Source organism: Xylophilus sp. GOD-11R, from assembly GCF_033546935.1.
In the GTDB taxonomy this organism is placed as follows: Bacteria; Pseudomonadota; Gammaproteobacteria; order Burkholderiales; family Burkholderiaceae_C; genus Xylophilus.
The window spans coordinates 1,386,328-1,409,354 of the sequence record NZ_CP137854.1 but is presented as its reverse complement, the minus strand read 5'-3'; the positions used below and the strand labels follow the sequence as shown (position 1 = coordinate 1,409,354).

Below are 23,027 nucleotides of genomic sequence, written 5' to 3'. Positions count from 1 at the left end.
ACCTTTCGTTGTGCACGAAACCTGCTAGCGAAGATTCGCGCCCCGCACGGGTGCACATTCCCATCGGGCGAAACACGAATTCGCCAAAGGCAAACGCATGCACTACGACCTGGTCGATCTACGCGTCTTCCTCGCCATCGCCGAGGAAGGCAGCCTCTCGCGCGGCGCGGCGCGCGCCCATCTGGCCGCCTCGTCGGCCAGCCTGCGCCTGAAGGGGCTCGAAGAAGCGCTGGGCGTTTCGCTCTTCGTGCGGCGCGCACGCGGCGTGGCCCTCACCGCTGCCGGCAACGTCATGCTGGAACACGTACGCCAGTGCGTGGCGGGGCTGGAACAGATGCACGCCGACCTGTCGCCCTACGCCCTGGGGCTGACCACGCACCTGACCTTCTTCGCCAACAACAACGTGGTCAATTTCCACCTGCCGGACGACCTGGCGCGCTTCTTCGCCCACCATCCCTCGGTGCGCATCACGCTGGAGGAACGGCTGGGCACCGACATCATCCTGGCGGTGGCGCAGGGCCGCGCCGACATCGGCGTGGTGGCGGTCGATTCCGACCATCCCGAGCTCGATTTCCTGCCCTATCGCGAAGACCGTTTCGTCTTGATCGTGCCGCCGGGCAGCCGCCTGAGCCGGCAGGCCAGCGTGCGTTTCGCCGACTGTTTCGACCAGCCCTGGATCTGCCTGCAGAACGGGTCGGCCCTGCATACCTACCTGATGAACCAGGCCGCCTCGCTCGGCGGCCGGCTGGACGTGCGGGTGCAGGTGGCCAGCTTCGACGCGGTGATGGGCTTGGTGGCCTCCGGTGCGGGGGTCAGCATCGTTCCGGCGTCGGCCCTGGAGAAACAGGAAGTCGGCCGCATGGTGGCCGTGGAACTCACCGATGCCTGGGCGCCGCGCCACCACCGCGTCTGCATCCGCAAAGGTGCGATCGCCGGCAACCGGCAGCTCGGACATCTGGTGGCGACCCTGTGCGCGCCCCGGATGCAAGCCGCCCGAGCGCCTATGCTCCCTGGTTTGGCGACCGGCCCGCACGCGGGTTGATGCATGCACGATTGCACTTCTTTCGATGTCGTCGTCGCGGGTGCCGGCCCGGTCGGCCTGTTCCTCGCCTGCGAGCTGCGGCTGGCCGGGCTTTCCGTGGCGGTGCTGGAGCAGGCCGACGATGCGAGCACCCCGCTCAAGCGCCTGCCTTTCGGCATGCGCGGCCTGTCGATTCCGAGCGTCGAAGCCCTGTACCGGCGCGGCCTGCTCGACGATGTCGTCGCGCCGGTCGAGGCGATGCAGAACGCGCATTGGGCCCGCCAGAAGCGCGCGGCCGGCGGCCACTTCGCCGGCATCCCGTTCTTCGACGACCGCATCGACGAATCCCGCTGGCCCTACCGCCTGCCCAACCCGGCGGCGCGGGGCAAGCCGACCACGATGGCGCGCATCGAGACCGTGCTGGCAGACCGTGCCACCGCGCTCGGCGTGCAGATCCGCCGCGGTGCCGGCGTCACGGCCTTCGAGCAGACCGGGCACGACGTGACCATCCACGCGGGGCCGGAACGCTGGCGCGCCCGTTGGCTCGTCGGATGCGACGGCGGCCGCAGCACGGTGCGCAAGCTCGGCGGCTTCGCCTTCGTCGGCACCGAGCCGGAATTCACCGGCTATTCGGTCGAGATCGAGCTCGCCGACCCCGCCTTGCTGGCCCCCGGCCGCCACTACACGCCGCAGGGCATGTACACCTACCAGCCGCCCGGCACCATCGCGATGGTCGACTTCGACGGCGGCGCCTTCCACCGCACGCAGCCGATCACGCGGGAACAGGTGCAGGCGGTATTGCGGCGCGTGTCCGGTGTCGACGTGGTGCTGAACGCGCTGCACCTCGCAAGCACCTGGACCGATCGCGCCAGCCAGGCCAGCACCTACCGCCAAGGCCGGCTGCTGCTGGCCGGTGACGCCGCCCACATCCATTCGCCCCTGGGCGGCCAGGGCTTGAACCTCGGCCTGGGCGATGCGATGAACCTCGGCTGGAAGCTCGCGGCCGTGGTGCGCGGCGACCTGCCGGAGACATTGCTCGACACCTACTTCAGCGAACGACACCCGGTCGGCGCGCAGGTGCTCGACTGGTCGCGTGCGCAGGTCGGCGTGATGCGGCCGAGCCCGGCTTCGCGTGCGCTCGAAGCGATCCTGCGCGACCTCGTCGCGACGACGGACGGCGCCACCTACATGGCCGAACGGGTGTGGGAAGCGAAGCTGCGATACCCGCTGGGCGACGCTCATCCGCTCGTGGGCTGCAGCGTGCCGGACTTCACTTTCGGCGACGACACCACGGTCGGCCAACTGCTGCGGAGCGGCCATGGCCTGCTGCTGGACTTCGACCCGGGCGCGCTGCTGCGCGAACGCGCCGCCGGCTGGAATGGTCGCATCCGCCATGTGGCGGGCGCCGCCCGGAACACGCTCGGCCTTCGCGCCGTGCTTGTTCGCCCCGACGGCGTGGTGGCCTGGGCCGCCCAGGAGCGGGCCGACGAGGCGGCACTGGACAAGGCCTGCGTCGACTGGTTCGGTCCGGCGCGCGGGTCCTGACGCGCGCCCCCCCGTTTTTTAGTGCCCGGCGCCCGTCGGCGAGTGGCGCGCCTCGGCCGGAAAACCGTCACGCCGCGCTGTCCAGGCGATGCCCAGCGCCAGCCCTGCCAGCAAGATCACGGCCCAGGCGAAAGACTGCGGTCCCCACGCATCCAGCAGCACACCACCCAGCAATCCGCCACCGGCGATGGCGCTGTTCCAGGCCACCACGTTCATCGACAGCGCCACGTCGGCGCCGTCGCCCGCCGCATCGGCCAGCGCGGTCTGCAGCAGCGTGGCGGCACCGCCGAAACTCAGGCCCCAGAGCGCCACCCCTGCCAGCACTGCCGCCGGTGACTGGCCCGCCACCGCGAACCCGATCGCCACGGCGCCGAACGCGGCCAGGCTGGCGAGCACGCAAGCCCGCAGATGGCGGTCGACCAGCCGGCCGGTGAGGGCTATGCCCGCCAGCGCGGCAAGCCCGAACACCAGCAGCACCAGGTCGACACGCTCGCCCAACCCGGCCCGCGCCACGAAGGGCGCGACGTAGGTGTAGAGCAGGTTGTGCGCCAGCATCCAGGCCATGACCACGGCCAGCACGGGCCGCACCCCCGGCGTCACCAGCACCCGTGACAAGGGCAACCGGCGCTCGTCGCCCTGGCCGGGATAGTCCGGCACCTTGGCCAGCACCCAGGCGATGAGCACCAGCGTCAGCCCCGACATGATGGCGAACGCGCTGCGCCAGCCGACCAGGCTTCCCATGAGCGTGCCGAGCGGCACACCGAGCGACAGCGCGATCGGCGTGCCGACCATGGCCAGCGCCAGCGCCCGGCCCTGCTGGCGCGGCTCGACCATGCGCCGCGCATACGACGCCAGCAGGCTCCACGCCAGGCCCGCCGAGGCTCCCGCGAAGAAACGCGCGACCAGGGTCAGCCAGAAATTCGACGACACCGCCGTCAGGCTGTTGAACACCAGAAAGCCCACGATGGGCAGCAGCAAGGCGTGGCGGCGTCGCCAGCCGCGCGTGGCGATGGTCAGCGGAATGGCGGCGATGACCGAGCCGAGCGCGTAGGCGGTGACCATCTGGCCGGCAAACGCCTGCGACACGCCCAGGCCCGTGGCGATCTGCGGCAGCAAACCGGCCGGCAGGGTTTCGGTGACGATGCAGATGAAGCCGGTCATGGCCAGTGCCAGCAACGCGGCGACAGGCAGGTCGTCGGTCTTCGGACGGGCAGGCAGAGCGGACGGCAGGTTGCGGGGCGAGGAAGGTTCCAGAATCTTTGATGTCATGCGAATACCATTTATATATCGATCGATACAAATGTAGTTTTGCCGTCCAACGCTTGTCAACAACTTTTGTACCGATTAGTATTTAACTCGATTCAACAGGAGACCGTCATGGCCACCATGGGCCGCCCCCGCGCCTTCGACCGACATGCCGCCGTTACCCAGGCCATGCACCTGTTCTGGGAACACGGTTTCGATGCCACTTCGCTCGCCCAGCTGAAAGACAGCCTCGGCGGCGGCATCTCCGCGCCCAGCTTCTACGCGGCCTTCGGCTCCAAGGAAGGGCTTTTTCAGGAGGCTGTCGCGCAATACCTGGCGACCCATGGCCAGGTCACCGCCTGCCTGCACGATGCGGCCCTCGCACCGCGCGACGCGATCGAGACCGCCTTGCGACGCTCGGCCGCCATGCAGTGCGGCCCCGACCATCCGCGAGGCTGCATGGTGTCGCTGGGCGTGATGAGTGCGCCCTCCCCGGCCAACGCCGCCGTCGCTCAGCCGCTGCACGACTCGCGCGCCGAAACCAGCGCCGGCCTGCTGGCCTGCGTGCGGCGCGGAGTCGCGAGCGGCCAGCTGGCCGCCGACACCGATACCCAGGCGCTGGCGATGGTGTTCGACGGCTTTCTGACCGGCGTCTCCACCCTGGCGCGCGACGGCGTCGATGCCGATCGGCTCGATGCCGCCGTCACGCAGGTGATGCGGCTCTGGGACGCCGCGCGTCCGGCATCGGGGAGCCGGGCATGAAGATCGCCTTCATCGGCGTCGGCGCCATGGGTGCGGCCATCGTGCCGCACCTCGTCGCAAACGGCCACGAGGTCTCGGCCTGGGCGCGCCGGCCCGAGGCCGTGGCCGGGCTCGCCGGGGTCGCGCCTTTGGCCTCGCCTGCGCAGGCCTTCACCGGTCACGACGTGGTGATCACCATGCTGGCCGACGACGCGGCGGTGCGTGCCGTGCTGCTCGACAGCGGCGCGCTGGCGTCGGCCACGGGCGATCCGGTGCATGTGGTGATGTCGACCGTTTCCCCCGCCCTCGTCGCCGAGATGCAGCCGCTGCACCGGCAGGCCGGTGTGGCTTACGTGGCGGCACCGGTGTTCGGCGTGCCGGCGGTCGCGGCGCGGGCCGAGCTCAATATCCTCGCCGCCGGCGCCGAAGAGGCGGTGCGGCGGGTGCAGCCGCTCTTCGACGCCATCGGCCGCAAGACCTGGCGACTGGGCGACGACCCGGTGCGTGCCGCCATCGCCAAGATCGCCGGCAACATGATGATCACCATGGCCATCGAATCGATGGCCGAGGCCGCCACCCTCACCGAGTCCTACGGCCTGCCGGCGGCGGATTTTCTGGAGGTGCTCACCCAGACGCTGTTCGCCTGCCCGAGCTACCAGCGTTACGGCCGCAACATCGCCGAGCGCCGCTACGAGCCGGGGTTCCGGCTGGCGCTGGGCCTGAAGGACGCGCTGCTCGCCGGTGACGCAGCCAAGGCCCGGGGCGTGGACCTGCCCGGCGCGGCCGTCGTGCGCGATCGGCTGCAGCATGCGGTGCGGGCCGGCCGGGCAGACCAGGACTGGTCGGCGCTGGCCGAGGTCGGCCGCCGGTCGACGTGATGCCTGCTGCGCGACGTCAGGCAGACGCCTTGCGGCGGCGCCGCAGATCGGCCACCACCATCGATACGCCCGACACCAGGAAATAGAAGGCGCCGACCGCCGCATACGGCGCGATGTCGGTGATGGCCGGCAGATGCGGGCTGGTCGCGCGCTGGATGAACAGCACGCCCGCCAGCGTCGACTGCGCGCCGCTCAGCACCATCGGCCACTGCGCGCCGTGCGTTTTCCAGCGCCGCACGCCGGTGGCCAGTTGCAGCAGGCCCGACAGGCCGGCCCATACGCCGAACACGCCCAGCACCGCATGCATGCCGAAGTTCAGCGCCGCAGCGATCGCCAGCGTGACGATGCCGCTGGCCAGCACGTTGAGCATCTGGCTCGGGTTGCGCCGGAGCCCGCCGCTCTGCCGGGCATCAAGGTAGTTGGCGACGGCGTCCCACCCCGGGTAGATCACCAGCAGCGCCATCGCGAGCACCGGCAGGTGCTGGCCAACGGTCAAGGCGAGCAGCACCCAGACGATGGAGAAGCCCGCTCGCAAGAAGTAGTAGGTCTGCAGCCAGGGCGCGTTCGTGGATGTCGTGGCGCTGCCGGTCGGAACTTCGTAGCGCTTGGCGGTGGGAGAAGACATGGATGGATCCTGTGCGAGCGGGTCGCGACGTGGGCGCATGAGGGAATGGACGAAAGCGGCGCCGCAGACGCTTCCGACATCGAAGCTTCAACCGACTAGTTGGTAGATTGAACAATTAAAAAAAGGAGACGGAAACCCGAGCGCTCCGGCCTCAGGCCTTGCCCGACAACTGCGCCATCGACGGCGCCACGATGGTGCGGAAGATCGCCGGATCGCCGTATGCGCGGGCCGCCAGCATGGCGCCGTGTACCGTCGCCATCAGCGCCATCGCATCGGCCCGGGGCGATGCCCTCAGCCGGAACGCGCCGCTGGCTACACCCTGCTCGAGCGTGGTGGTCAGCCAGCCGGTGAGGTCGAAAAAATGCCCGCGCACCTCGTCGGCGACCAAGGGCGGGATCGCCGGCATTTCGGCCGCGAGCATCGCGCACACACATAGCGAGGCGGTGCCGTCGCGGATGCAGGCTTCCCAGTACGCGGTGTAGGCCTCGAGCCGCCCGACGGGGTCGGCGATGGCCCGGTCGGTGGCTGCCATGCCGTCGCGCGCCTGCTGCCGGTAGCGTTTGACCACCGTCTGCACCAGCTCCGCCTTGCTCGGAAAGTGATGGTGGATGGTGGGCTTGCTGATCTGCACCGCCGCCGAGATGTCGGCATAACTGAAGCCGTTGTAGCCGCCCGCCACCAGCAGCGACTGGGCGCAGGCGACGATTTCGGCAGCACGCGGTGAGAGTTCGAGTTCCATGCCGCGCAGTCTACCAACTAGTCGGTTTAGGTCAAGCCTCCGCTGCCGGTAAGCGCGCGAACCGCCCCGGCGGTACTCCGACATGGCGGGTGAAGGCCACGGTGAAAGTGCTCGCCGAGCTATATCCGACCTGCGCCGCCACCTCGGCGATCTGCGCGGCGCCGTGCTTCAGCAGGCTCTTGGCCAGGGCCATGCGCCAGGCGAGCACGTATTGCATCGGCGGCACACCCACGAAGCGCAGAAAGCGCTCGAAGAAACTCGACCGCGACATCGCCGCCCGCTCGGCCAGCAGCGGCACGGTCCAGCACCGGTCCGGCGCCTCGTGGAAGCTGCGCAGCGCCTGCGACAGGCGCTCGTCGGAGAGGCCACGCAGCAAGCCCGGCGAGGCCACCGCATCGCCCGGCGAGCGCAGCGCCTCGATGAACAGCAGCTTCAGCAGATGGTCCATGGCCACGTCGCGCGCCGGTCGCTGGCTGCGCGACTCGTCGACCACCAGGCGCATCAGCGTCGACAGCCGCGCTTGCTCGCGGATGTGAATCAGCCTGGGCAACAGCGACAACAGCAGGGCCGCGTCGGGCGAGCCCAGCTTGCAATGGCCGACCAGCATGCGGGCGTCGGGCTCGGCCTGCGGATCGCCGCAGCGCATCTCGCCGTTGGGCAGGCGTACCGGGTCGGGAAAGAACTGCTCCGGCCGCGGATGCCCGCGGCTGGTCATGACGAAGGGCAGGCTGGAGGGGATCAGCACGAAATCGCCGGTTTCCAGCGGCAGGGTTTCCATGCCGCCGACCCGCATGTCGACCACGCCCTCGAGCATCACCAGAAACATCGGCTCGCCTGATTCGGGGCAGCAAACGCCCCATTCCCCCGCGGCGCCCGCCACCTTGGTGTAGTGCATGCGGGGCTGCAGCAAAGCCACGAAGTCGGCGAGTGGATCAGCCATTTTTTCGGACTATCTACAACAAAACATGGATTTCCTATTGTAGATGTGCCGCTTCAGACAGCCTAGAGTCGCTTTTTTTCTCCAACTTCACAGGATAACCACCATGAAAAAGACCGTGCTCATTACCGGCTGCTCCTCCGGCTTCGGCCTGGAAACCGCCCGACTTTTCCTCGATCGCGGCTGGCACGTCGTGGCCACCATGCGCACACCGCGCGAAGACCTGCTCCCGGCTTCCGAGCGCCTGCGCGTCCTGCCGCTGGACGTGGCCGACGAGGCCAGCATCGCCATGGCCATTGCCGCCGCCGGGCCGATCGACGTACTGGTCAACAACGCCGGCGTGGGCCTGCTCGGCGCCTTCGAAGCGCAATCGAGCGCGCTCTGCCGCGAAACCTTCGAGACCAATGTGCTCGGGCTCATGGCCACCACCCGCGCGGTGCTGCCGCAGTTTCGTGCGCGGCGCCAGGGCGTGGTGGTCAACGTGGCCTCCACCGTCACCCTCAAGGCGCTGCCCTTGCTGGCGGTGTACGCGGCGACCAAGGCGGCCGTCGTGACCTTCACCGAATCGCTGGCCCTGGAACTCGCGCCCCTGGGCATCCAGGCGCGCGTAGTGCTGCCGGGCATGGCGCAATCGACGCAGTTCGCGGCCAACGCGATGCCGCGCTCGATGGTGCCGCCGCCCGAGGAATACGCGCCGATGCTCGCCCAGGTGCTCGAAGGCTTCCAGAGCTACGACGGCCCCGTCACCACCAGCCCGCAGGTGGCCGAGGCCATCTGGCGCGCCGCGACGCAGGCCGACTGCCCGATCGCGCAACCAGCCGGCGACGACGCCGTGGCCTGGGCCCAGACCCGGCCGACACGCCTGGTCTGACAAAGGTTGCGCACGCCGCTGCGGTGGCGTGTTTGGGCGGGCAAGCTGCAGTGCCGGCGTGTCCCGGGGCTCGGGTTACTTCGCGGCACCGTGCAACAGCGTGACCCTCGACTGGAAGTACTGAACCGCCGGCCCGACCCGGGCCGAACGTTCAGGCCGTCTCGACCATGCCCTTCACCCGGTGCAGCAAGGTGTCGAGGTCGAAGGGCTTGGTCAGCACCTGCATGCCGCTCTCCAGACTGTCGTGGTTGAGCACCGCCGACTCGGCATAGCCGGTGACGAAGAGGATCTCCAGGCTCGGCCGGTGGATGCGCGCCGCGTCCGCGACCTGGCGGCCGTTGAGCCCGCCGGGCAGCCCCACGTCGGTCACCAGCGCGTCGATGCGGCGCGCCGATCGCAGGATCTTCAGCGCCTCCTGGCCGTCGCCCGCGATCAGCACGGTGTAGCCCTCTTCCTCCAGCACGTCGGTCATCAGCATGCGCACCGAGGGCTCGTCGTCCACCACCAGCACCGTCTGGCCATCGGCCGCCGGCTCCGGTGCCGGCGCCATTTCCGGCACGCCGCTCGCCTCCTGCGGAAGGTCCTGGCGCGGCAGCCACACACACACCACCGTGCCTTCGCCCACCTTCGAATGGATGACCGCCTGGCCTCCCGACTGCTGGGCGAAACCGTAGACCATGGAAAGACCCAGCCCCGTGCCCATGCCGATCGGCTTGGTAGTGAAGAAGGGATCGAAGGCCCGCGCCGCCACCTCCGGTGGCATGCCGCTGCCGTTGTCGCGCACCGAGAACTGCACGTACTGGCCTTTGGACAGCCCCATGCCCATCGCCTCGCGCTCTTCGATGGTGCGGTTCTTCGTCTCGATGGTGATCCGGCCGCCGTCGGGCATGGCGTCGCGCGCATTGATGCAGAGGTTGAGCAGCGCGTTCTCCACCTGGCTCTGGTCGGCCAGCGCGCCCCACAGGCCGACACCGCCGATGATCTCGAGCTCCACCGACGGGCCGATGGTGCGACTCAGCATCTCCTCCATGTCGGTGGTCAGCATGTTGAGGTTGATCGGCTTGGGCGCCAGCGTCTGCCGGCGCGAGAAAGCCAGCAGCCGCTGCGTCAGCGCCGCCGCCCGGCGGGCGGCGCCCTGCGCCACGCCGATGTAGCGTTCCAGGTCCGCATGCCGCCCTTGCTGGATGCGCCGGTGGATCAGTTCGAGGCTGCCCGAAACCCCGGCCAGCAGGTTGTTGAAGTCATGCGCCAGGCCGCCGCTGAGCTGGCCCACGGCTTCCATCTTCTGGGTCAGGCGCAGCGCTTCTTCCGCCTTGGCCAGTGCCTCGGCGGCGTCCTTGTCGGGCTGGATGTCGCGGCCGCTGAAATACACGTTGGCGCCTTCCGGCACGGCAGACCACGACACGCTGCGGTAGGAGTTGTCCTTGAGCCGGATCCTGTTCTCGAAGCGGAAGATCGGAATGGCGTGGTTCACCTTGCGCATCACCGCGTCGAAGGCGTCCTTGTCGCCGTCGTCGAACAGCTCCGAGATCCTGCGGCCGCGCAGCTCCGCCTCGGTCCAGCCCAGCGTGGCCTCCCACGCCGGATTGATATTTTCGATTTCGCCCTGCGAAGTGACTACCGCCAGCAGGTCGGGCGAATGTTTCCAGCTGCGGTCGCGGTCGCGCACCCGGGCCTCGACCTGGCTTTCGAGCGAGCTGTTCCAGAAGCGCAGCTCGTTTTCCGTCTGCCGCTGCTTCTGGTCGAGCTGGTAGCGTTCCAGCGCGAGGCTCACCGTCTGGGTGATCTGCGCGATGGCGTTGAGGTCGTCCGCATTGGGCGAGCGCGGCGCGTCGTAGTAGATGGCGAAGGTGCCGAGCACCTTGCCGTCCACGTCCTTGATGGGCGAGGACCAGCAGGCACGCAGGTTGTGGGCGAGGGCGAGCTCCCGGTAGTCCTTCCACAGCGGATCGTTCGCGATGTCCGCCACATACACCGGCTCTCCGCGCTTGGCGCCGGTGCCGCAGGAACCCACGCCTTCGTCGAGCGGAATGCCGTCGATCGCGGCGTTGTAGTCGGCCGGCAGGCTCGGCCCGGCCCCGTGCTTGAGGTGCTTGCCGTCCTCGGTGACGATGAGGATCGAGGTCAGCATGTGCTGGTCGCTCTGCTCCTCCACGGTCTTGAGCAGCTCGTCGAGCACCGCGTTGAGTGGTTGGCCAAGCGCGATCGCACGCAACGCTCGCCTCTCTCGCTCGATGGACGCGTAGGGCGACGACGTGATGCCGGCGGGCGACTGGTCTGGAGACGTCAGGATTTTCACTGGCTCGGCTCCCCCGGAAATGGATTGGATGGCCACGCCAGCGTCAGTTGTCGACCGAGCGTGATAGCCCGGCTTGGAGCACGAGCGGACTTTCAGTCTACGAAGGGCGCAATCAGAAGCTGTCGCTAAAGGTACCGATTGCACTTCGTTGTGACAGGGTTGCACGCATCTCATGCGACCGGCCGGCTGGCCCTTCCGCGGATCGGTGGCTTTGTCGCCATGCACCAGGAACGGGTGCGGCCGGCTCCTCCACGCTGAAAGCGCAGGCATCGATTTTGCTAATTGTGGTCAGCGACGCATTGACAATCCATATTATGGACCTCGATGAATGAATTTACTCGGAGTAAAAACCGAATTTCGCCGCTAACCAAAATTACGTTCCACATTACGGATCAACTGACGAGGCCACCATGACTCTTTCCCGCCGCCACCTTCTCAAGACCGCGCCACTGCTCGCCAGCACCGGCTCGCTGGCCTGGCTGCCGGCGCACGCCGCCAGGACCACGCTCAAGTTTGGCTCGGTCACTGCCGTCGACCACCCCGTCACCCTGGGCGCCAAGGAGGCCGCCGCCACCTTGAAGGAGGCCACCGGCGGCGACGTCGACCTGCGCGTGTTCCCCAACAGCCAGCTCGGATCCGACATGGACATGCTGTCGCAGGTGCGCGCCGGCGCGCTCGACATGGTGGCCATCTCCAGCATCGTGCTGTCCAACCTGGTGCCGAGCACCTCGGTCACGGGCGTGGGTTTCGCCTGGTCGGGCTACGACAAGGTGTGGGCCGCCATGGACGGCGAACTCGGCAGGCAGCTCCAGGCCGACATCGAGGCCAAGGGCCTGCACTGCGTCGGGCGCATCTGGGACATGGGTTTCCGGCAGATCACCTCGTCCGAAAAACGCATCGCCAGCCCGGACGACCTGAAGGGCTTCAAGATCCGCATCCCGCCGGCCGAGATCTGGGTCTCGCTCTTCCAGTCGCTGGGCGCCTCGCCCGCCAACATCTCCTGGGCAGAAACCTATTCGGCACTGCAGACCCGCGTGGCCGACGGCCAGGAGAACCCGCTGACGCCCATCTTCTTCTCCAAGATGTACGAAGTGCAGAAATACGTGGCGATGAGCAATCACATGTGGGACGGCATGTGGATCATCGTGAACAAGTCGCGTTGGGAAAAGATGGATCCCAAGACACGCGCCGCCATCGAGAAGGCGGTCGACCAGGCCGGAGTGTCGCAGCGCGCCAATTCCGAGCGGCTCAACCAGAGCCTGCGCGCCGACCTCACCGCCAAGGGCATGCAGTTCGTCGACGTGAAGAGCAGCGACTTCCGCGACCGCCTGAGCGCAGCCGGCTTCTACAAGAAGGCGCAGGGCAACTACCGCCCGGATCTGTGGGCCGCGATGGAAAAATACACCGGTAAACTGGCCTGAAGACCACACCGCACCGGGCAGGCCCAGCGCCTGCGCCGGCGGCCGCGCAGGGCCGGCATCGCGCCCCGCCGGCAACCACCACCAGACAGACTCCACGGATGAAGCGCAAGACTTCCCCCACGCCCGGCGCGCTGCCGTTCGGCAACGCCCCCATGGAAACCGAGGGCGCGCAAAGCATCCAGCGGGCCCTGCGGGTGCTCAAGTACGCGGTGTCGCGCACCGGCGGCATCACGCTGACCGAGGCGGTCGACGCCAGCGGGCTCACCAAACCCACGGTGCACCGCATCCTCGCGGCGCTGGTGGAAGAAGGCTTTCTGCAGGTGGGAGATGACGCCCGCGTCTACCTGCCCGGCCCCGAGTCGCTGGCGGTCGGCCTGTCGGCGAGCCGTACGCAGAACATCCGCGCACTGGCCGAACCCTCGCTGCACCGCCTGGCCGCGACCACGCAGAACACCATCTACCTCAGCATTCCTTCCGGATGGGATTCGATCTGCGTGGACTGCGTGGTCGGCGACTACCCGATCCGCATCCTCACGCTCAACATCGGCGAGCGCCGCCCGCTGGGCATCAGCGCGGGCGGACTGGCCCTGCTGGCCTTCCGTCCGCAGGCCGAGATCGACGCCCTGGTGCGCGACAACCCCAACCTGCCCTACCCGGGCATCACCATCGAGCAGATGCTGGGCGACATCCGCGAGGCCCAGCGCACCGGCTACGCCTTCAATCCGGGCCGGATGATTCCCGAGATGTCGGGCATCGGCGTGCCGGTGTTCGACCAAGAAGGCCGGATCATCGCCGCGCTCAGCATGGCCACGCTGGCCTCCCGCCTGCAGGGCGACGACCTGCTGCAGGCCCGGCGCCTCCTGGAAGAAGAAGCCCGCGCCATCACCGCACTGGAGCTGGCGGGTCGGCAAGCCTGAGCAACCGGGCGGCGGAAGGTTTACCTTCGCCGCCCGGGCGCCTAGCGCACCAGGAACCCGATCGACAGCCAGGGGAAGGCCGCGACCAGCACCAGCGCGATCAGCATCGCCGCGAGGTAAGGCCACATGAAGCGCATCGCCTCGTCCGGCGGCACCTTGCCGATGGCGCAGGCCGTATAGAAGCCCACGCCGAAAGGCGGCATGAACAGACCCACGCCCATGGCCAGGATCACCACCATGGAGTAGTGCACCTCGTGGATGCCCATGGCGCGCGCCACCGGGAACAGCAGCGGCCCGAGCAGCACGATCACCGGAATGCCTTCGAGCAGGCTGCCCAGCACGATGAAGACCAGGATGGAGATGGCCAGAAAGCCCGTCCGCCCGCCCGGAATGGCGCGCATCAGGTCCAGGATCTGGTCGGAAAAACCGCTGCTGGTGAGCGCCCAGGCCATGCCGGTGGCCATGCCGATGATGATGAGGATGGCACCCGACAGGCTGGCGGTTTCCACCAGCATCGGCAGGATGCGGCGCACATCGAAGCGGCGGTAGACCAGAAGACCGACGATCAGCGCATAGAGCACGCCGATGGTGGACACCTCGGTGGCCGTGGCGATGCCGTCGGTGACCGCGAAGCGGATGATCACCGGCAGCGCCAGCGCTGGCAGCGCCACCCACAGCGCCTGCCAGATCTGGCGGCCGCTGGCCTTGGGCAAGGCGGCCGCCGTGTCGCGCCGCCCCTCGAAAAAGGCGAACACCGCCAGCACGCCCAGCGCCACGGCCGCCGGCAGCAGTCCGCCCACGAACAGCGCCGAGATCGATACGCCGGTGACCGAGCCGATGGCGATCAGCACCAGGCTCGGCGGAATCGTCTCGGACATCGCCCCCGAGGACGACAGCAGCGCGGCCAGCCGCCCCGGTTTCGCGCCGCGCGCCCGCATTTCCGGAAACAGCGCGGGCGCGATGGCCGCCATGTCGGCCGCCTTGGAGCCCGAGATGCCCGACACCACATACATGCTGCCCAGCAACACATACGACAGCCCGCTGCGGTAGTGCCCCACCAGCGCGGCGATCAGCGTGATCAGCACCCGGGCGATACCGGTCGCCTCCAGCAGCTGGCCGAGAAAGACGAACAGCGGAATCGCCAGCAGGATGATGTGCGACATGCCCTCGTCGAGCCGGTTGACCGACAGCACCAGCGGGATGTCGGCCACCAGCGCCAGGTAGCCGGCGGTGGCCGCGCCGAAGGCGAAGGCGATCGGCACGCCGATGGCGATGCACACCCCCACGATCGCCACGAAGAACAGCAGCAGGTTGAGGTTGCCCAGCTCCGCCAGCAGCCCCTGCGCCGCATACAGCGCCGCCGAGAGCACCAGCACCACCGCGCAGGCGCCGGCCACCCGGTCGAGCGTGTGCTCGCGCAGCAGCTGGCGCACGGCCAGCAGCAGCATCAGCACGATGCCGGCCGGCAGGGCCGCGGCGCGCCAGCCGTCGCTGATGCCGAGCGAAGGCTTGGTGATGGCGGCGTGGTCCATCACGTATTCGAAGGCGGGCCACACCAGCAGCCCCAGGAAGAGCATCACCACCGCCAACGCCGTCGCGTCCACCCAGCGCCGGCTGCGCTCGCCGAACTGGTCGCGCACGAAACCCAGCCGCATGTGCTCGCTGCGCCGCATGGCGATGACCGCGCCCAGCATCGCCAGCCAGATGAACAGGGTGGTGGCGGTCTCCTCGGTCCAGGTGATGGGCGCATGGAACACGTAGCGGGCGCAGACACCCACGAACAGCACCACGATTTCGGCGACCAGCAGCAGGGCCGCCACGCGCTCCACCACCCATTCCACGGCGCGCTCGACCCGCGGCAGCAGGCCGGATGCGGGAGCCGGCGGCAGGGAATCGGCCGGACGGGGCATGACGCCTTCGACGACATGCGCGCTCATCGCCGCGCTCCCGGCAGGTGGGCAAGGAGGCGGGCATCCGCACTGCGTTTCATTAGTTCCATATAGTGGACATCCAATTGGTATGATTCATGCAACCGATGAAGCGAGATTCGCGCCAACCTGTCGAATCGATTGCCAAAACCGTGTCATCCTCCACTGGAAAAAACGCAGGGCTGCCCAGGAAAAAATCCTGTGAATTCCTACAAACCAAAATTCCACCATATGGACTTCTTACTAAAAACCTGGCCAGATAACGGTGCCCGACTCCCTTTGCTGGTGCGCCGGCTCCTGTCATTCCCCGCGCCGGTGCGTCAGGCGATCCGATGAGCCAGCCCGACTGGCCCGACCTGCTCGCCCGCCACGGCATCGCCGTGCCGCCGGAGCGCCACGCCGAATTCACGCGCAATCACCAAGACCTGCGCGCCCTCGTCGCCCTCGTCCAGTCCACGCCGCTGGCCGCGCAACCTTGGACACCGCCGCCATCCCTCGACCGTGAAGGTGCCGGCGCATGAGCCTCGAACGACTGCGGGTTGCCGGCCTGCCCTCCATCGCCACGCTCGGCCGCTGGCTGCGCGAGGGGTCGCTCGGCTCGGTCGAGCTGACCCGCCATTGCCTGGACCTGGTGGCCGCGCACGACACCCGCATCCACGCCTTCACCGCGCTCACCACCGCCCGTGCGCTGGCCGAAGCCGCCGCCGCCGATGCGGACTTCCGCGAGGGCCGCGATCGCGGCCCGCTGCAGGGCATTCCGTACGCGGTGAAAGACCTGATCGACGTGCGTGGCGAAGCCACCACCTGCCACTCCCGGCTGCGGCTCGCGCACCGGGCGGCCGACGACGCCGTCGTCGTGCGCCGCATGACCGAGGCCGGCGCGGTGCTGCTCGGCAAGCTGGCCACGCATGAGTTCGCGCTCGGCGGGCCAGCCTTCGACCTGCCATTTCCGCCCGCGCGCAACCCCTGGAACCTGGCGCATGCGCCGGGCAGTTCGTCTTCCGGCGCCGGCGCGGCGGTGGCGGCGGGCTTCGTGCGGCTGGCCATCGGCACCGACACCGCCGGCTCGGTGCGCCTGCCGGCCGCCTGGTCGGGTGCGGTGGGCCTCAAGCCCACTTACGACCGCGTATCGCGCGAAGGCATCTTCCCGCTCGCCTGGTCGCTGGACCATTGCGGCCCGATCACCGCCAGCGTCGACGACGCCCGCCTGGCGCTGCAGGCCATGGCGCCGCGCCGCGCGCCCTGCACCGGCCACGACGCCGCCCGGCCGATCACCATCGGCGTGCCGCGCAGCCAGTTCGCTGCATCACCGGAACTGCAGCCGGACGTGGCCGCCGCGCTGGAGCGCTGCATCGCCGCCCTGCGCGCGCTCGGTTTGAGCGTGGTGGATGTCGAGCTGCCGCCCTACGCGCAGTTCTACGCCTGCAACTGGGTGGTGATGCTCTCGGAAGCCTTCTCGGTACACCGGGCCGACCTCGCCCAACGCTTCGACGACTACAGCGTGACCTCCACCCGCCGCTTCGCCCTGGGCGCCACTCTGGACGCGGGCGAATACCTCGACGCGCAGCGGCTGCGCCGCAGCCTGAGCGACGCGGTCGAATCGGCGTTCGGGCAATGCGACCTGCTGCTCAACCCCACGGTACTGCGCACCGCGCCCCGGCTCGACTCCTTCGGCGACAGCTTCCTTCGCTCGCAGGCGGTGCAGGCGAGCCTCTACAGCGTGACCGGCCACCCCGCGATCAGCGTGCCGGTGGGGCTGGACCACGCCGGCCTGCCGATCGGCCTGCAGCTGGCCGCCGGCTTCCATCGCGAGGCGACGCTGCTGCGCGGCGCCACGCTGCTGGAGTCGGCCAGCGGCTGGCAGGCCGGTGCCGCGCGGTGCGCGCGGCCGGCCCCCGCCGCCATCGCCGCCACGCTCGCTGGTTGATGCGCCCGTATCCCCTTTCTCACGCCTTCCATGCCACCAGCGTCCTTTCGTACCGGCCTGCTCGCCAAGCTCGCCTCGACTTTCTTCTTCACCGTCATGCTCCTGGCCATCAAGCACGCGACCGTGGCTAGCGGCATCGGCCAGATCGTGTTCTTCCGCAGCGCCATCGGCCTGGTGCCGGTGCTGCTGTGGCTGGGCTGGCGTGGGCAGTTGCGCGAGAGCCTGCGCCCGCGCTCGCCCAGGGCGCTGCTGCGGCGCACGCTTTTCGGCTGCGGCTCGGTGTTCGGCGCGTCGGCCGCGCTGCAGTTCATTCCGGTGACCTACGCCCTGTCGATCAGCTACCTGGCGCCGCTGATGATCGTGCTGCTGGCCTGGCTGGTGCTGCAGGAAACCGTGGGCGTGGTGCGCTGGCTGGCGCTGGCGATGGGGCTGGCCGGCATGGCGATCATGCTGCTGGCGCCCTCGCACGAGAAGGCCGCCGGGCTGCAGGGCGCCTGGCTGCCGGGCTGCGGCCTGGCCCTGCTGGGTGCCTTCTGCAGCGCGGCGGCCACCATCGAGATCCGCCGCCTGTCGGACATGCCGCCGGGCTCCCTCATCGTATCCTTCCTGCTCGCCTCGGCCCTGCTGGCCGCCACCACCTTCGCGGGCTGGACCATGCCCAGCGCGCGGCAGTGGTGGCTGCTGATCCTCTCGGGTCTGGCCGGCGGCCTGGGGCAGATGTTCATGATGGTCAGCGTGCGCAACGCCGAAGCCTCGGCGCTGGCCCCGCTGGAATACACCACGCTGCTGTGGGCCGTGGGTTTCGCGCTGATCGGCATCGGCGACGTGCCCGGGCTCTGGGTCTTCGTCGGCGGCGCCGTGGTCATGGTGTCGGGCCTGATGGTGATCACCGGGGAGCGCTGGCGGCTGCCGCGCCTGGCGGTCGGCTCGGGCTAGGCGGCCCGGCCCGCGCCGTCTTCCTTCTCTTCTATTCCCACCCTCCCATCGTCCACGAGAACAGGAGCTGCACTTGAACACCGCCCCCATCGAACAGCGCGTGGCCGCGCTGCAAAAGCTCACCGGCCAGACCGGCCTGGTGAACGCCGCCCACATCGACGCCTTCGACCGCGAGACACACGACCACTGGGTGCCCGAGCACGGCGCCCGCCTGGTCGCCCGCGCCTGGACCGACCCCGCCTTCAAGGCGCGCCTGCTGGCCGACGGGCGTGCGGCGGCGGCCGAGTTCGGCATCCGCATGCCCGAGCACCACCGCAAGCTGGCGGTGCGCGAGAACACGGCCACGCAGCACAACGTCATCTGCTGCACGCTGTGCTCCTGCACCGCCGTCACCATCGTCGGCATGGCGCCGGGCTGGTACAAGAACCTCGAATACCGCGCCCGCATCGTGCGGCAGTCGCGCACCGTGCTGCGCGAACTGGGCCTGGACCTGCCCGACACCATGACGGTGCAGGTCTGGGACACCACCGCCGACACCCGCTACATGGTGCTGCCCTGGCAGCCGCCCGCCACCGTCGGCTGGCCCGAGGAGCGCCTGCGGGCACTCGTCACCCAGGACGCCCTCATCGGCGTGGCACGGCTCGAAGCCCCGTACGCCGCGCTGCCCGCCACCCCCACCCCAACCACCACCACGGAGGCCTGATGGACGGCATGCACGACCTCGGCGGCAAGCAGGGTTTCGGCCCGGTGGTCCGCACCGACGACTCCCGCCGCTTCAAGGAGCGCTGGGAACTGGAAGCCACCGCCATCTCCGGCCGGCTGGTCGGCGCCGGGCTCTACAACATGGACGAATACCGCCATGCCATCGAACGCATGGATCCCTGCCACTACATGGCCGCCAGCTACTACGAACGGGTGCTGACCGCCGCCGCCACGCTCTGCGTCGAAAAGGGCCTGCTGACGCAGCAGGCCCTGGCCGACGCGGCCGGCGGCGCCTATCCGCTGTCGCGCCCCATCGGCCCGGGCCGCGCGGCCGCCCGGCCCGAACGCGTGCTGCAGGTGGGCGACACCGTGCGGGTGAAGAACGAATTCGTCTCCGGCCACACCCGCATGCCCGGCTACATCCGCGGCCAGACCGGCGTGATCGTCGACGTGTCGCCCGCCTATCCCTACCCGGACGCCTGCGGCCACGCCCTGCCCTCCACGGTGGAGCCGACCTTCGACGTGCGATTCGACGCACGCGATCTGTGGCCCGACTCGTCCGAAGCCGCTTTCGTGCACGTCGGCGTGTTCGCAAGCTACCTGGAGTACGTCGGGCCGCCGTGAGGCGCCGGCGGTCCGGGAATCATCCCTGCTGGCTGCGGAAATGCGCGACCAGGGCATTCGCATGCCCGTGCCCCAAGCCGTGCTCGCCCTTCAAAAGCGCGACGGCTTCCATGTGCTTCAAAGGACCCGCCTGCGCCAGCACCGCTAGCCAATGCGCGACCGGCTGGCCGTAAGTTTTTTCGATCGATAGGAAATAGGACTGCGGGCCTTTGGGGGCGGCTTCGGACATGGTCACCCCTTCCAGTTTCGACGGACACGATCCGACGATTATCCGGAGCGCCCGTCGAGCCGCCGCATCCCGGAAGCCGAAATAGTCGCCCCGCCCTGCCCTGGTGCGAACGCCCCAGGAATGCGCAGCGGCCTGCGCCTTCGCCGCGTCAGGCCGACGCTTCTTCCTGCACCTGCTTGAAGGCGTTCACCACCTCGATCACCTTGCGGTTGTCGTCGTCGGCGCGGCGCCAGACCATGGCGATGCGGCGAAACGGCGCATGCCGCCCGAGCCCGATGACCCGCACTCCGTAGGCTTCGAGCAGGCGTTTGCGCGGCTGCGGCACCACGGTCACGCCGAGGCCCAGCGACACCATCGACACGATGGCGTCCATGGAGCGCAATTCCCGCTGGCAGCTCAGGCCCGGCACCAGGCTGCGCACATGGCGCGCCGCCACCCGGCCGCCCGGCAGGCTGGTGTCATAGCCGATCCAGCCGTGGTTGGCCAGCAGGCTGCGCGGATCGGCTTCGGTGGCGTCGGGCGGCGCCAGCATCACGTAGGGCTGGCGGCGCAGTTCATGCCAGGCCATGCGCGAGGAGCCGCCGTTTTCCGGGCGCACCAGCAGGGCCGCCTCGATGCGGCCGGCGCGCAGTTCGACCAGCAGCTCGTCGGTGTCGTTGAGCGGCGGCACGCCCACGTCCAGCATGGGGTAGCGCTGGCTCAGCAGGCGCAGCGCCGGCGGCAGCAGGTCGCTCTGCATGCTGGTGATGACGCCCAGCCGGAAGCGCCCCTCCAGCGCCCGCGAAGGACCGGCCCGCAAGGCTTCGATGCGGTCGCCGAAATCGCTCGCGGCCTGGGCGATTTCCACCGCGAATCCGGTGGGGCGCGGCACCCGCGTGCTGCGGTCGAAAAGCGGTCGGCCGAAGAACTCCTCGAGCTGCTTGATCTGCAGGCTGACGGCGCTCGGCGTGCAGCCCACGGCCGCCCCGGCCGCGGTGAAGCTGCCGTGCACCAGGATGGCGCGAAGGGTGTTCAAAGCGCTGAGATTCATTGAGTTCTGCTCACAGTAGGTTCGTGAAGATATCAAAGCAGCTCAAGGTCGAGAAGTCCAGAATTTGTGGCGACGGAGACATCCACCCCTCAAAACCGGCAACGGCACCGACCCCTACCGCAAGCACATGAACGCATCCGCAGGCCAACCCTTCATCGACCTACGCAGCGACACGGTCACCCTGCCGACCGAGGCGATGTACGACCGCATCCGCAGCGCGCCGCTGGGCGACGACGGCCTGGACGGCGACCCGACGGCCGTGGAACTGGAACGCTTCACCGCCGAGCTGCTCGGCAAACCCGCGGGCCTCTACGCTCCCAGCGCCACCATGGCCAACCTGCTGGCGATCCTGGCGCAGGTGCCGCGCCAGGACGCGATCCTGCTGGGCGCCGCCTCGCACATCTACACCGCCGAACGCGGCGCGGCCACCTTCACCGGTGCCTTCTACCAGCCGATCCCCGACCCGGATGGCGCGCTCGACCTCGCGGCCCTGAAAGCCACCCTCGCCTCGACCAAGGGCAACCTCAAGCCGGCCCTGGTCTGCGTGGAAACCTCGCACAACAACGAAGGCGGCGCGGTGGCCTCGCTCGCCCACATGCAGGCCGTGCACCAGGCCGCGCAAGGCGCCGGCGTGCGGGTCCACCTCGACGGCGCCCGGCTCTTCAACGCGGCGCTGGCGCTGGGCCGGCCGGCGGCCGAGCTGTGCGCGCAGGCCGACACGGTGTCGGTGTGCCTATCCAAGGGCCTGAGCGCGCCGATGGGCGCGGTGCTGGTGGGGCCGCAAGCCACCATCGGCCGGGCACGACTGTTGCGCAAGCTGATCGGTGCGTCGCAGCGCCAGGTCGGCATCGCGGCGGCGGCCGGGCTGGAGGCGCTGCAGTCGATGATCGACCGCCTAGCCGACGACCACGCCACGGCCCGGACGCTGGCCCAGGGCATCACCCCGGTGACCGGACTGCGCATCCGCCAGCCGCAGACCAACATCGTGCAGGTCGATGTCGCCGCCACCGGCATGAACGCCCGCGAGTGGGAAGCCGTGCTGCGAGAACGCGGCGTGCTGGTGCGCCCCTGGGGGCCGCACCTGCTGCGTTGTGTCACCCACCGCCACATCGCGGGCGATGCGATACGCGCCGCCATCGAGGCTTTCGCGGCGGTCGCCGCGCGTCCCGCCATCGCCTGACCCGACGAGACCGTCCTTCCCACCTTTTTTCGGCCACCACCATGAACAAAACCATCCACTTCGAAAAACAGTCGCCCAGCTTCTATTGCGGCGACGAACTGCACGCCATCAAGCAGGCCAAGCTGCAGCAGGCCCTGGAATCGTCGGGCTTCGACGCCTTCCTGTTCTTCAAGGCCGAGGCGGTGCGCTACGTGACCGACTTCTACGTGAAGGGCTTTCGTCCCTTCCTGGAGCCCGAATACGTGGCGCTGGTCGTCAAGGGCAAGCCGCCGATCGTGGGCTACATCTCCGGCAGCGACGACCTGCGCATCCGCTTCAAGTCCGACATCGAGGACGCACGCCGCCTGCCGCACGTGTCGAAGTGGCACGAGACCATCGAGAAGATGCTGTCCGACTACGGCGTGGCCGCCGGCCGCGTGGCGACCGACGTGATGCCGCACATGGTGTTCCAGGGCCTGACCCGCGCGCTGCCCGCTTTGCAGATCGGCGATGTCTCGCCGATGTGGCTGCAGCTCACCTCGGTGAAGCATCCGCTGGAGATCGAGCTGATCCGCAACTCCCTGCGCGTGGCCGACCTCGGCGCGCTGGCCGCCATCGAGGCGATCCGGCCGGGCGTCACCGAGCATTCGGTGTCGGCCGCCGCCGTCACCGCGATGCGCCGCGCCGGCTCCGAGTTCGAGCCCTTCATCCCGCTGATCGCCTCCGGCCCCAACGCCTCGATGTTCGAGCGCATCGCGACAGAGAAAGTGATCGGCGAGAACGAGATGGTCATCCTCGACATCGGCTCGGTGGTCAAGGGCTACACCGGCGACCTGGGCCGTACCGTGCTCAGCAGCGGCGAGCCGACGCAGACCCAGCGCGACATCTACCGCGCCACCTACGAGGCCTTGCAGGAAGCCAAGAAGATGATCCGCCCCGGCGTGACCGGCAAGCAGGTCGACGCCCGCGCCCGGGAGGTCATCGCCGACCACGGCTGGGGCGATTACGTCTACACCGGCAACACCGGCCACCAGCTCGGCTACGGCCTGCACGGCGAGCCGCTGGTGGACCGCCGGGTGGACTTCGTCATCGAGGAAAACATGGTCATGTGTCTGGAGCCGCGCATCGTGCTGCCGGACCAGCCGCACGTGGGCGGCGCGCACCTGGAAGACGTGGTGGTGGTCACCGCCACCGGCAGCGAGCAACTCAACACCACCCCGTACGACGACCGTCTGCTGGGCTGATCTCCCCCC

General features: G+C 69.0%; 22 protein-coding genes. 14 read left to right on the top strand and 8 right to left on the bottom strand.

The window, feature by feature from the left end:
* The first annotated feature begins 97 nt into the window (after window positions 1–97).
* Together R9X41_RS06420 and R9X41_RS06415 are read left to right on the top strand one after the other, a co-directional pair.
* The gene (locus tag R9X41_RS06420; protein ID WP_318634050.1) at window positions 98–1,042 is read left to right on the top strand and encodes a LysR family transcriptional regulator; all 945 of its coding nucleotides are present in this window, start codon (window positions 98–100) and stop codon (window positions 1,040–1,042) included.
* A gap of 3 nt (window positions 1,043–1,045) precedes the next feature.
* The gene (locus R9X41_RS06415; RefSeq protein WP_318634049.1) at window positions 1,046–2,566 is read left to right on the top strand and encodes an FAD-dependent monooxygenase; all 1,521 of its coding nucleotides are present in this window, start codon (window positions 1,046–1,048) and stop codon (window positions 2,564–2,566) included.
* 18 nt (window positions 2,567–2,584) lie between these two features.
* On the opposite strand, the gene R9X41_RS06410 is transcribed toward R9X41_RS06415, so the two are convergent.
* A complete protein-coding gene (locus tag R9X41_RS06410) occupies window positions 2,585–3,727 on the bottom strand; it encodes an MFS transporter (RefSeq protein ID WP_318635164.1) in 1,143 nt (380 codons plus the stop codon).
* Between the two features lie 216 nt (window positions 3,728–3,943).
* Between R9X41_RS06410 and R9X41_RS06405 the strand changes: the two genes are divergently transcribed.
* Together R9X41_RS06405 and R9X41_RS06400 are read left to right on the top strand one after the other, a co-directional pair.
* Window positions 3,944–4,573 carry a TetR/AcrR family transcriptional regulator gene (locus R9X41_RS06405; RefSeq protein WP_318634048.1) on the top strand — a complete coding sequence of 210 codons (630 nt, stop codon included), beginning with the start codon at window positions 3,944–3,946 and terminating at the stop codon, window positions 4,571–4,573.
* Window positions 4,570–5,430: an NAD(P)-dependent oxidoreductase gene (locus R9X41_RS06400; RefSeq protein WP_318634047.1), complete on the top strand. Its 861-nt coding sequence runs from the start codon at window positions 4,570–4,572 to the stop codon at window positions 5,428–5,430. The genes R9X41_RS06405 and R9X41_RS06400 overlap by 4 nt, the downstream gene beginning before the upstream one ends.
* A gap of 16 nt (window positions 5,431–5,446) precedes the next feature.
* Here the strand turns inward: R9X41_RS06400 and R9X41_RS06395 are convergent, their stop codons facing one another.
* The 3 genes from R9X41_RS06395 to R9X41_RS06385 form a co-directional block, all read right to left on the bottom strand.
* Complete coding sequence (locus tag R9X41_RS06395) at window positions 5,447–6,055, bottom strand: DUF308 domain-containing protein (protein WP_318634046.1); 609 nt, start codon at window positions 6,053–6,055, stop codon at window positions 5,447–5,449.
* A gap of 151 nt (window positions 6,056–6,206) precedes the next feature.
* Complete coding sequence (locus tag R9X41_RS06390; RefSeq protein ID WP_318634045.1) at window positions 6,207–6,794, bottom strand: TetR/AcrR family transcriptional regulator; 588 nt, start codon at window positions 6,792–6,794, stop codon at window positions 6,207–6,209.
* Between the two features lie 31 nt (window positions 6,795–6,825).
* Window positions 6,826–7,734 (bottom strand): helix-turn-helix transcriptional regulator, encoded by a 909-nt coding sequence (locus R9X41_RS06385; RefSeq protein WP_318634044.1) that lies wholly within the window; start codon window positions 7,732–7,734, stop codon window positions 6,826–6,828.
* A gap of 103 nt (window positions 7,735–7,837) precedes the next feature.
* On the opposite strand from R9X41_RS06385, the gene R9X41_RS06380 reads away from it, so the two are divergent.
* Window positions 7,838–8,602, top strand: coding sequence for an SDR family oxidoreductase (locus R9X41_RS06380; RefSeq protein WP_318634043.1), 765 nt, complete (start codon window positions 7,838–7,840; stop codon window positions 8,600–8,602).
* Window positions 8,603–8,753: 151 nt separating this feature from the next.
* Here R9X41_RS06380 and R9X41_RS06375 read toward each other — a convergent pair whose 3' ends face one another.
* Window positions 8,754–10,901: an ATP-binding protein gene (locus tag R9X41_RS06375; RefSeq protein WP_318634042.1), complete on the bottom strand. Its 2,148-nt coding sequence runs from the start codon at window positions 10,899–10,901 to the stop codon at window positions 8,754–8,756.
* Between the two features lie 410 nt (window positions 10,902–11,311).
* On the opposite strand from R9X41_RS06375, the gene R9X41_RS06370 reads away from it, so the two are divergent.
* Window positions 11,312–12,322 carry a TRAP transporter substrate-binding protein gene (locus tag R9X41_RS06370; RefSeq protein ID WP_318634041.1) on the top strand — a complete coding sequence of 337 codons (1,011 nt, stop codon included), beginning with the start codon at window positions 11,312–11,314 and terminating at the stop codon, window positions 12,320–12,322.
* Between the two features lie 98 nt (window positions 12,323–12,420).
* Complete coding sequence (locus tag R9X41_RS06365) at window positions 12,421–13,239, top strand: IclR family transcriptional regulator (RefSeq protein ID WP_318634040.1); 819 nt, start codon at window positions 12,421–12,423, stop codon at window positions 13,237–13,239.
* 41 nt (window positions 13,240–13,280) lie between these two features.
* On the opposite strand, the gene R9X41_RS06360 is transcribed toward R9X41_RS06365, so the two are convergent.
* Window positions 13,281–15,176, bottom strand: coding sequence for a TRAP transporter large permease (locus tag R9X41_RS06360; RefSeq protein ID WP_318634039.1), 1,896 nt, complete (start codon window positions 15,174–15,176; stop codon window positions 13,281–13,283).
* Between the two features lie 323 nt (window positions 15,177–15,499).
* Here R9X41_RS06360 and R9X41_RS06355 point away from each other — a divergent pair, with 323 nt between their 5' ends.
* From R9X41_RS06355 to nthB, 5 genes are all read left to right on the top strand, one after another.
* Window positions 15,500–15,688, top strand: a complete 189-nt coding sequence (locus tag R9X41_RS06355; RefSeq protein ID WP_318634038.1) for a hypothetical protein — start codon at window positions 15,500–15,502, stop codon at window positions 15,686–15,688.
* Window positions 15,685–17,094, top strand: a complete 1,410-nt coding sequence (locus R9X41_RS06350; RefSeq protein WP_318634037.1) for an amidase — start codon at window positions 15,685–15,687, stop codon at window positions 17,092–17,094. Before R9X41_RS06355 ends, R9X41_RS06350 begins: the two co-directional genes overlap by 4 nt.
* Before the next feature lie 30 nt (window positions 17,095–17,124).
* Window positions 17,125–18,030: a DMT family transporter gene (locus tag R9X41_RS06345; RefSeq protein WP_318634036.1), complete on the top strand. Its 906-nt coding sequence runs from the start codon at window positions 17,125–17,127 to the stop codon at window positions 18,028–18,030.
* 73 nt (window positions 18,031–18,103) lie between these two features.
* Window positions 18,104–18,733: a nitrile hydratase subunit alpha gene (locus tag R9X41_RS06340; RefSeq protein ID WP_318634035.1), complete on the top strand. Its 630-nt coding sequence runs from the start codon at window positions 18,104–18,106 to the stop codon at window positions 18,731–18,733.
* Window positions 18,733–19,356, top strand: coding sequence for a nitrile hydratase subunit beta (gene nthB / locus R9X41_RS06335; RefSeq protein WP_318634034.1), 624 nt, complete (start codon window positions 18,733–18,735; stop codon window positions 19,354–19,356). Before R9X41_RS06340 ends, nthB begins: the two co-directional genes overlap by 1 nt.
* A gap of 19 nt (window positions 19,357–19,375) precedes the next feature.
* Here the strand turns inward: nthB and R9X41_RS06330 are convergent, their stop codons facing one another.
* Complete coding sequence (locus R9X41_RS06330) at window positions 19,376–19,585, bottom strand: DUF4287 domain-containing protein (protein ID WP_318634033.1); 210 nt, start codon at window positions 19,583–19,585, stop codon at window positions 19,376–19,378.
* A gap of 148 nt (window positions 19,586–19,733) precedes the next feature.
* Window positions 19,734–20,615: a LysR family transcriptional regulator gene (locus tag R9X41_RS06325; protein ID WP_318634032.1), complete on the bottom strand. Its 882-nt coding sequence runs from the start codon at window positions 20,613–20,615 to the stop codon at window positions 19,734–19,736.
* Window positions 20,616–20,742: 127 nt separating this feature from the next.
* Between R9X41_RS06325 and R9X41_RS06320 the strand changes: the two genes are divergently transcribed.
* Window positions 20,743–21,795 carry a threonine aldolase family protein gene (locus R9X41_RS06320; protein ID WP_318634031.1) on the top strand — a complete coding sequence of 351 codons (1,053 nt, stop codon included), beginning with the start codon at window positions 20,743–20,745 and terminating at the stop codon, window positions 21,793–21,795.
* Between the two features lie 41 nt (window positions 21,796–21,836).
* A complete protein-coding gene (locus tag R9X41_RS06315) occupies window positions 21,837–23,018 on the top strand; it encodes a M24 family metallopeptidase (protein WP_318634030.1) in 1,182 nt (393 codons plus the stop codon).
* The last annotated feature ends 9 nt before the right edge of the window (window positions 23,019–23,027 follow it).

Bases quoted from the DNA above. Each gene is read 5' to 3' on its own strand.
- R9X41_RS06420 (WP_318634050.1), top strand. From the start codon at position 98: ATGCACTACGACCTGGTCGATCTACGCGTCTTCCTCGCCATCGCCGAG.
- R9X41_RS06415 (WP_318634049.1), top strand. From the start codon at position 1,046: ATGCACGATTGCACTTCTTTCGATGTCGTCGTCGCGGGTGCCGGCCCG.
- R9X41_RS06410 (WP_318635164.1), bottom strand. From the start codon at position 3,727: ATGACCGGCTTCATCTGCATCGTCACCGAAACCCTGCCGGCCGGTTTG.
- R9X41_RS06405 (WP_318634048.1), top strand. From the start codon at position 3,944: ATGGCCACCATGGGCCGCCCCCGCGCCTTCGACCGACATGCCGCCGTT.
- R9X41_RS06400 (WP_318634047.1), top strand. From the start codon at position 4,570: ATGAAGATCGCCTTCATCGGCGTCGGCGCCATGGGTGCGGCCATCGTG.
- R9X41_RS06395 (WP_318634046.1), bottom strand. From the start codon at position 6,055: ATGTCTTCTCCCACCGCCAAGCGCTACGAAGTTCCGACCGGCAGCGCC.
- R9X41_RS06390 (WP_318634045.1), bottom strand. From the start codon at position 6,794: ATGGAACTCGAACTCTCACCGCGTGCTGCCGAAATCGTCGCCTGCGCC.
- R9X41_RS06385 (WP_318634044.1), bottom strand. From the start codon at position 7,734: ATGGCTGATCCACTCGCCGACTTCGTGGCTTTGCTGCAGCCCCGCATG.
- R9X41_RS06380 (WP_318634043.1), top strand. From the start codon at position 7,838: ATGAAAAAGACCGTGCTCATTACCGGCTGCTCCTCCGGCTTCGGCCTG.
- R9X41_RS06370 (WP_318634041.1), top strand. From the start codon at position 11,312: ATGACTCTTTCCCGCCGCCACCTTCTCAAGACCGCGCCACTGCTCGCC.
- R9X41_RS06365 (WP_318634040.1), top strand. From the start codon at position 12,421: ATGAAGCGCAAGACTTCCCCCACGCCCGGCGCGCTGCCGTTCGGCAAC.
- R9X41_RS06360 (WP_318634039.1), bottom strand. From the start codon at position 15,176: ATGAGCGCGCATGTCGTCGAAGGCGTCATGCCCCGTCCGGCCGATTCC.
- R9X41_RS06355 (WP_318634038.1), top strand. From the start codon at position 15,500: ATGAGCCAGCCCGACTGGCCCGACCTGCTCGCCCGCCACGGCATCGCC.
- R9X41_RS06350 (WP_318634037.1), top strand. From the start codon at position 15,685: ATGAGCCTCGAACGACTGCGGGTTGCCGGCCTGCCCTCCATCGCCACG.
- R9X41_RS06345 (WP_318634036.1), top strand. From the start codon at position 17,125: ATGCCACCAGCGTCCTTTCGTACCGGCCTGCTCGCCAAGCTCGCCTCG.
- nthB (WP_318634034.1), top strand. From the start codon at position 18,733: ATGGACGGCATGCACGACCTCGGCGGCAAGCAGGGTTTCGGCCCGGTG.
- R9X41_RS06330 (WP_318634033.1), bottom strand. From the start codon at position 19,585: ATGTCCGAAGCCGCCCCCAAAGGCCCGCAGTCCTATTTCCTATCGATC.
- R9X41_RS06325 (WP_318634032.1), bottom strand. From the start codon at position 20,615: ATGAATCTCAGCGCTTTGAACACCCTTCGCGCCATCCTGGTGCACGGC.
- R9X41_RS06320 (WP_318634031.1), top strand. From the start codon at position 20,743: ATGAACGCATCCGCAGGCCAACCCTTCATCGACCTACGCAGCGACACG.
- R9X41_RS06315 (WP_318634030.1), top strand. From the start codon at position 21,837: ATGAACAAAACCATCCACTTCGAAAAACAGTCGCCCAGCTTCTATTGC.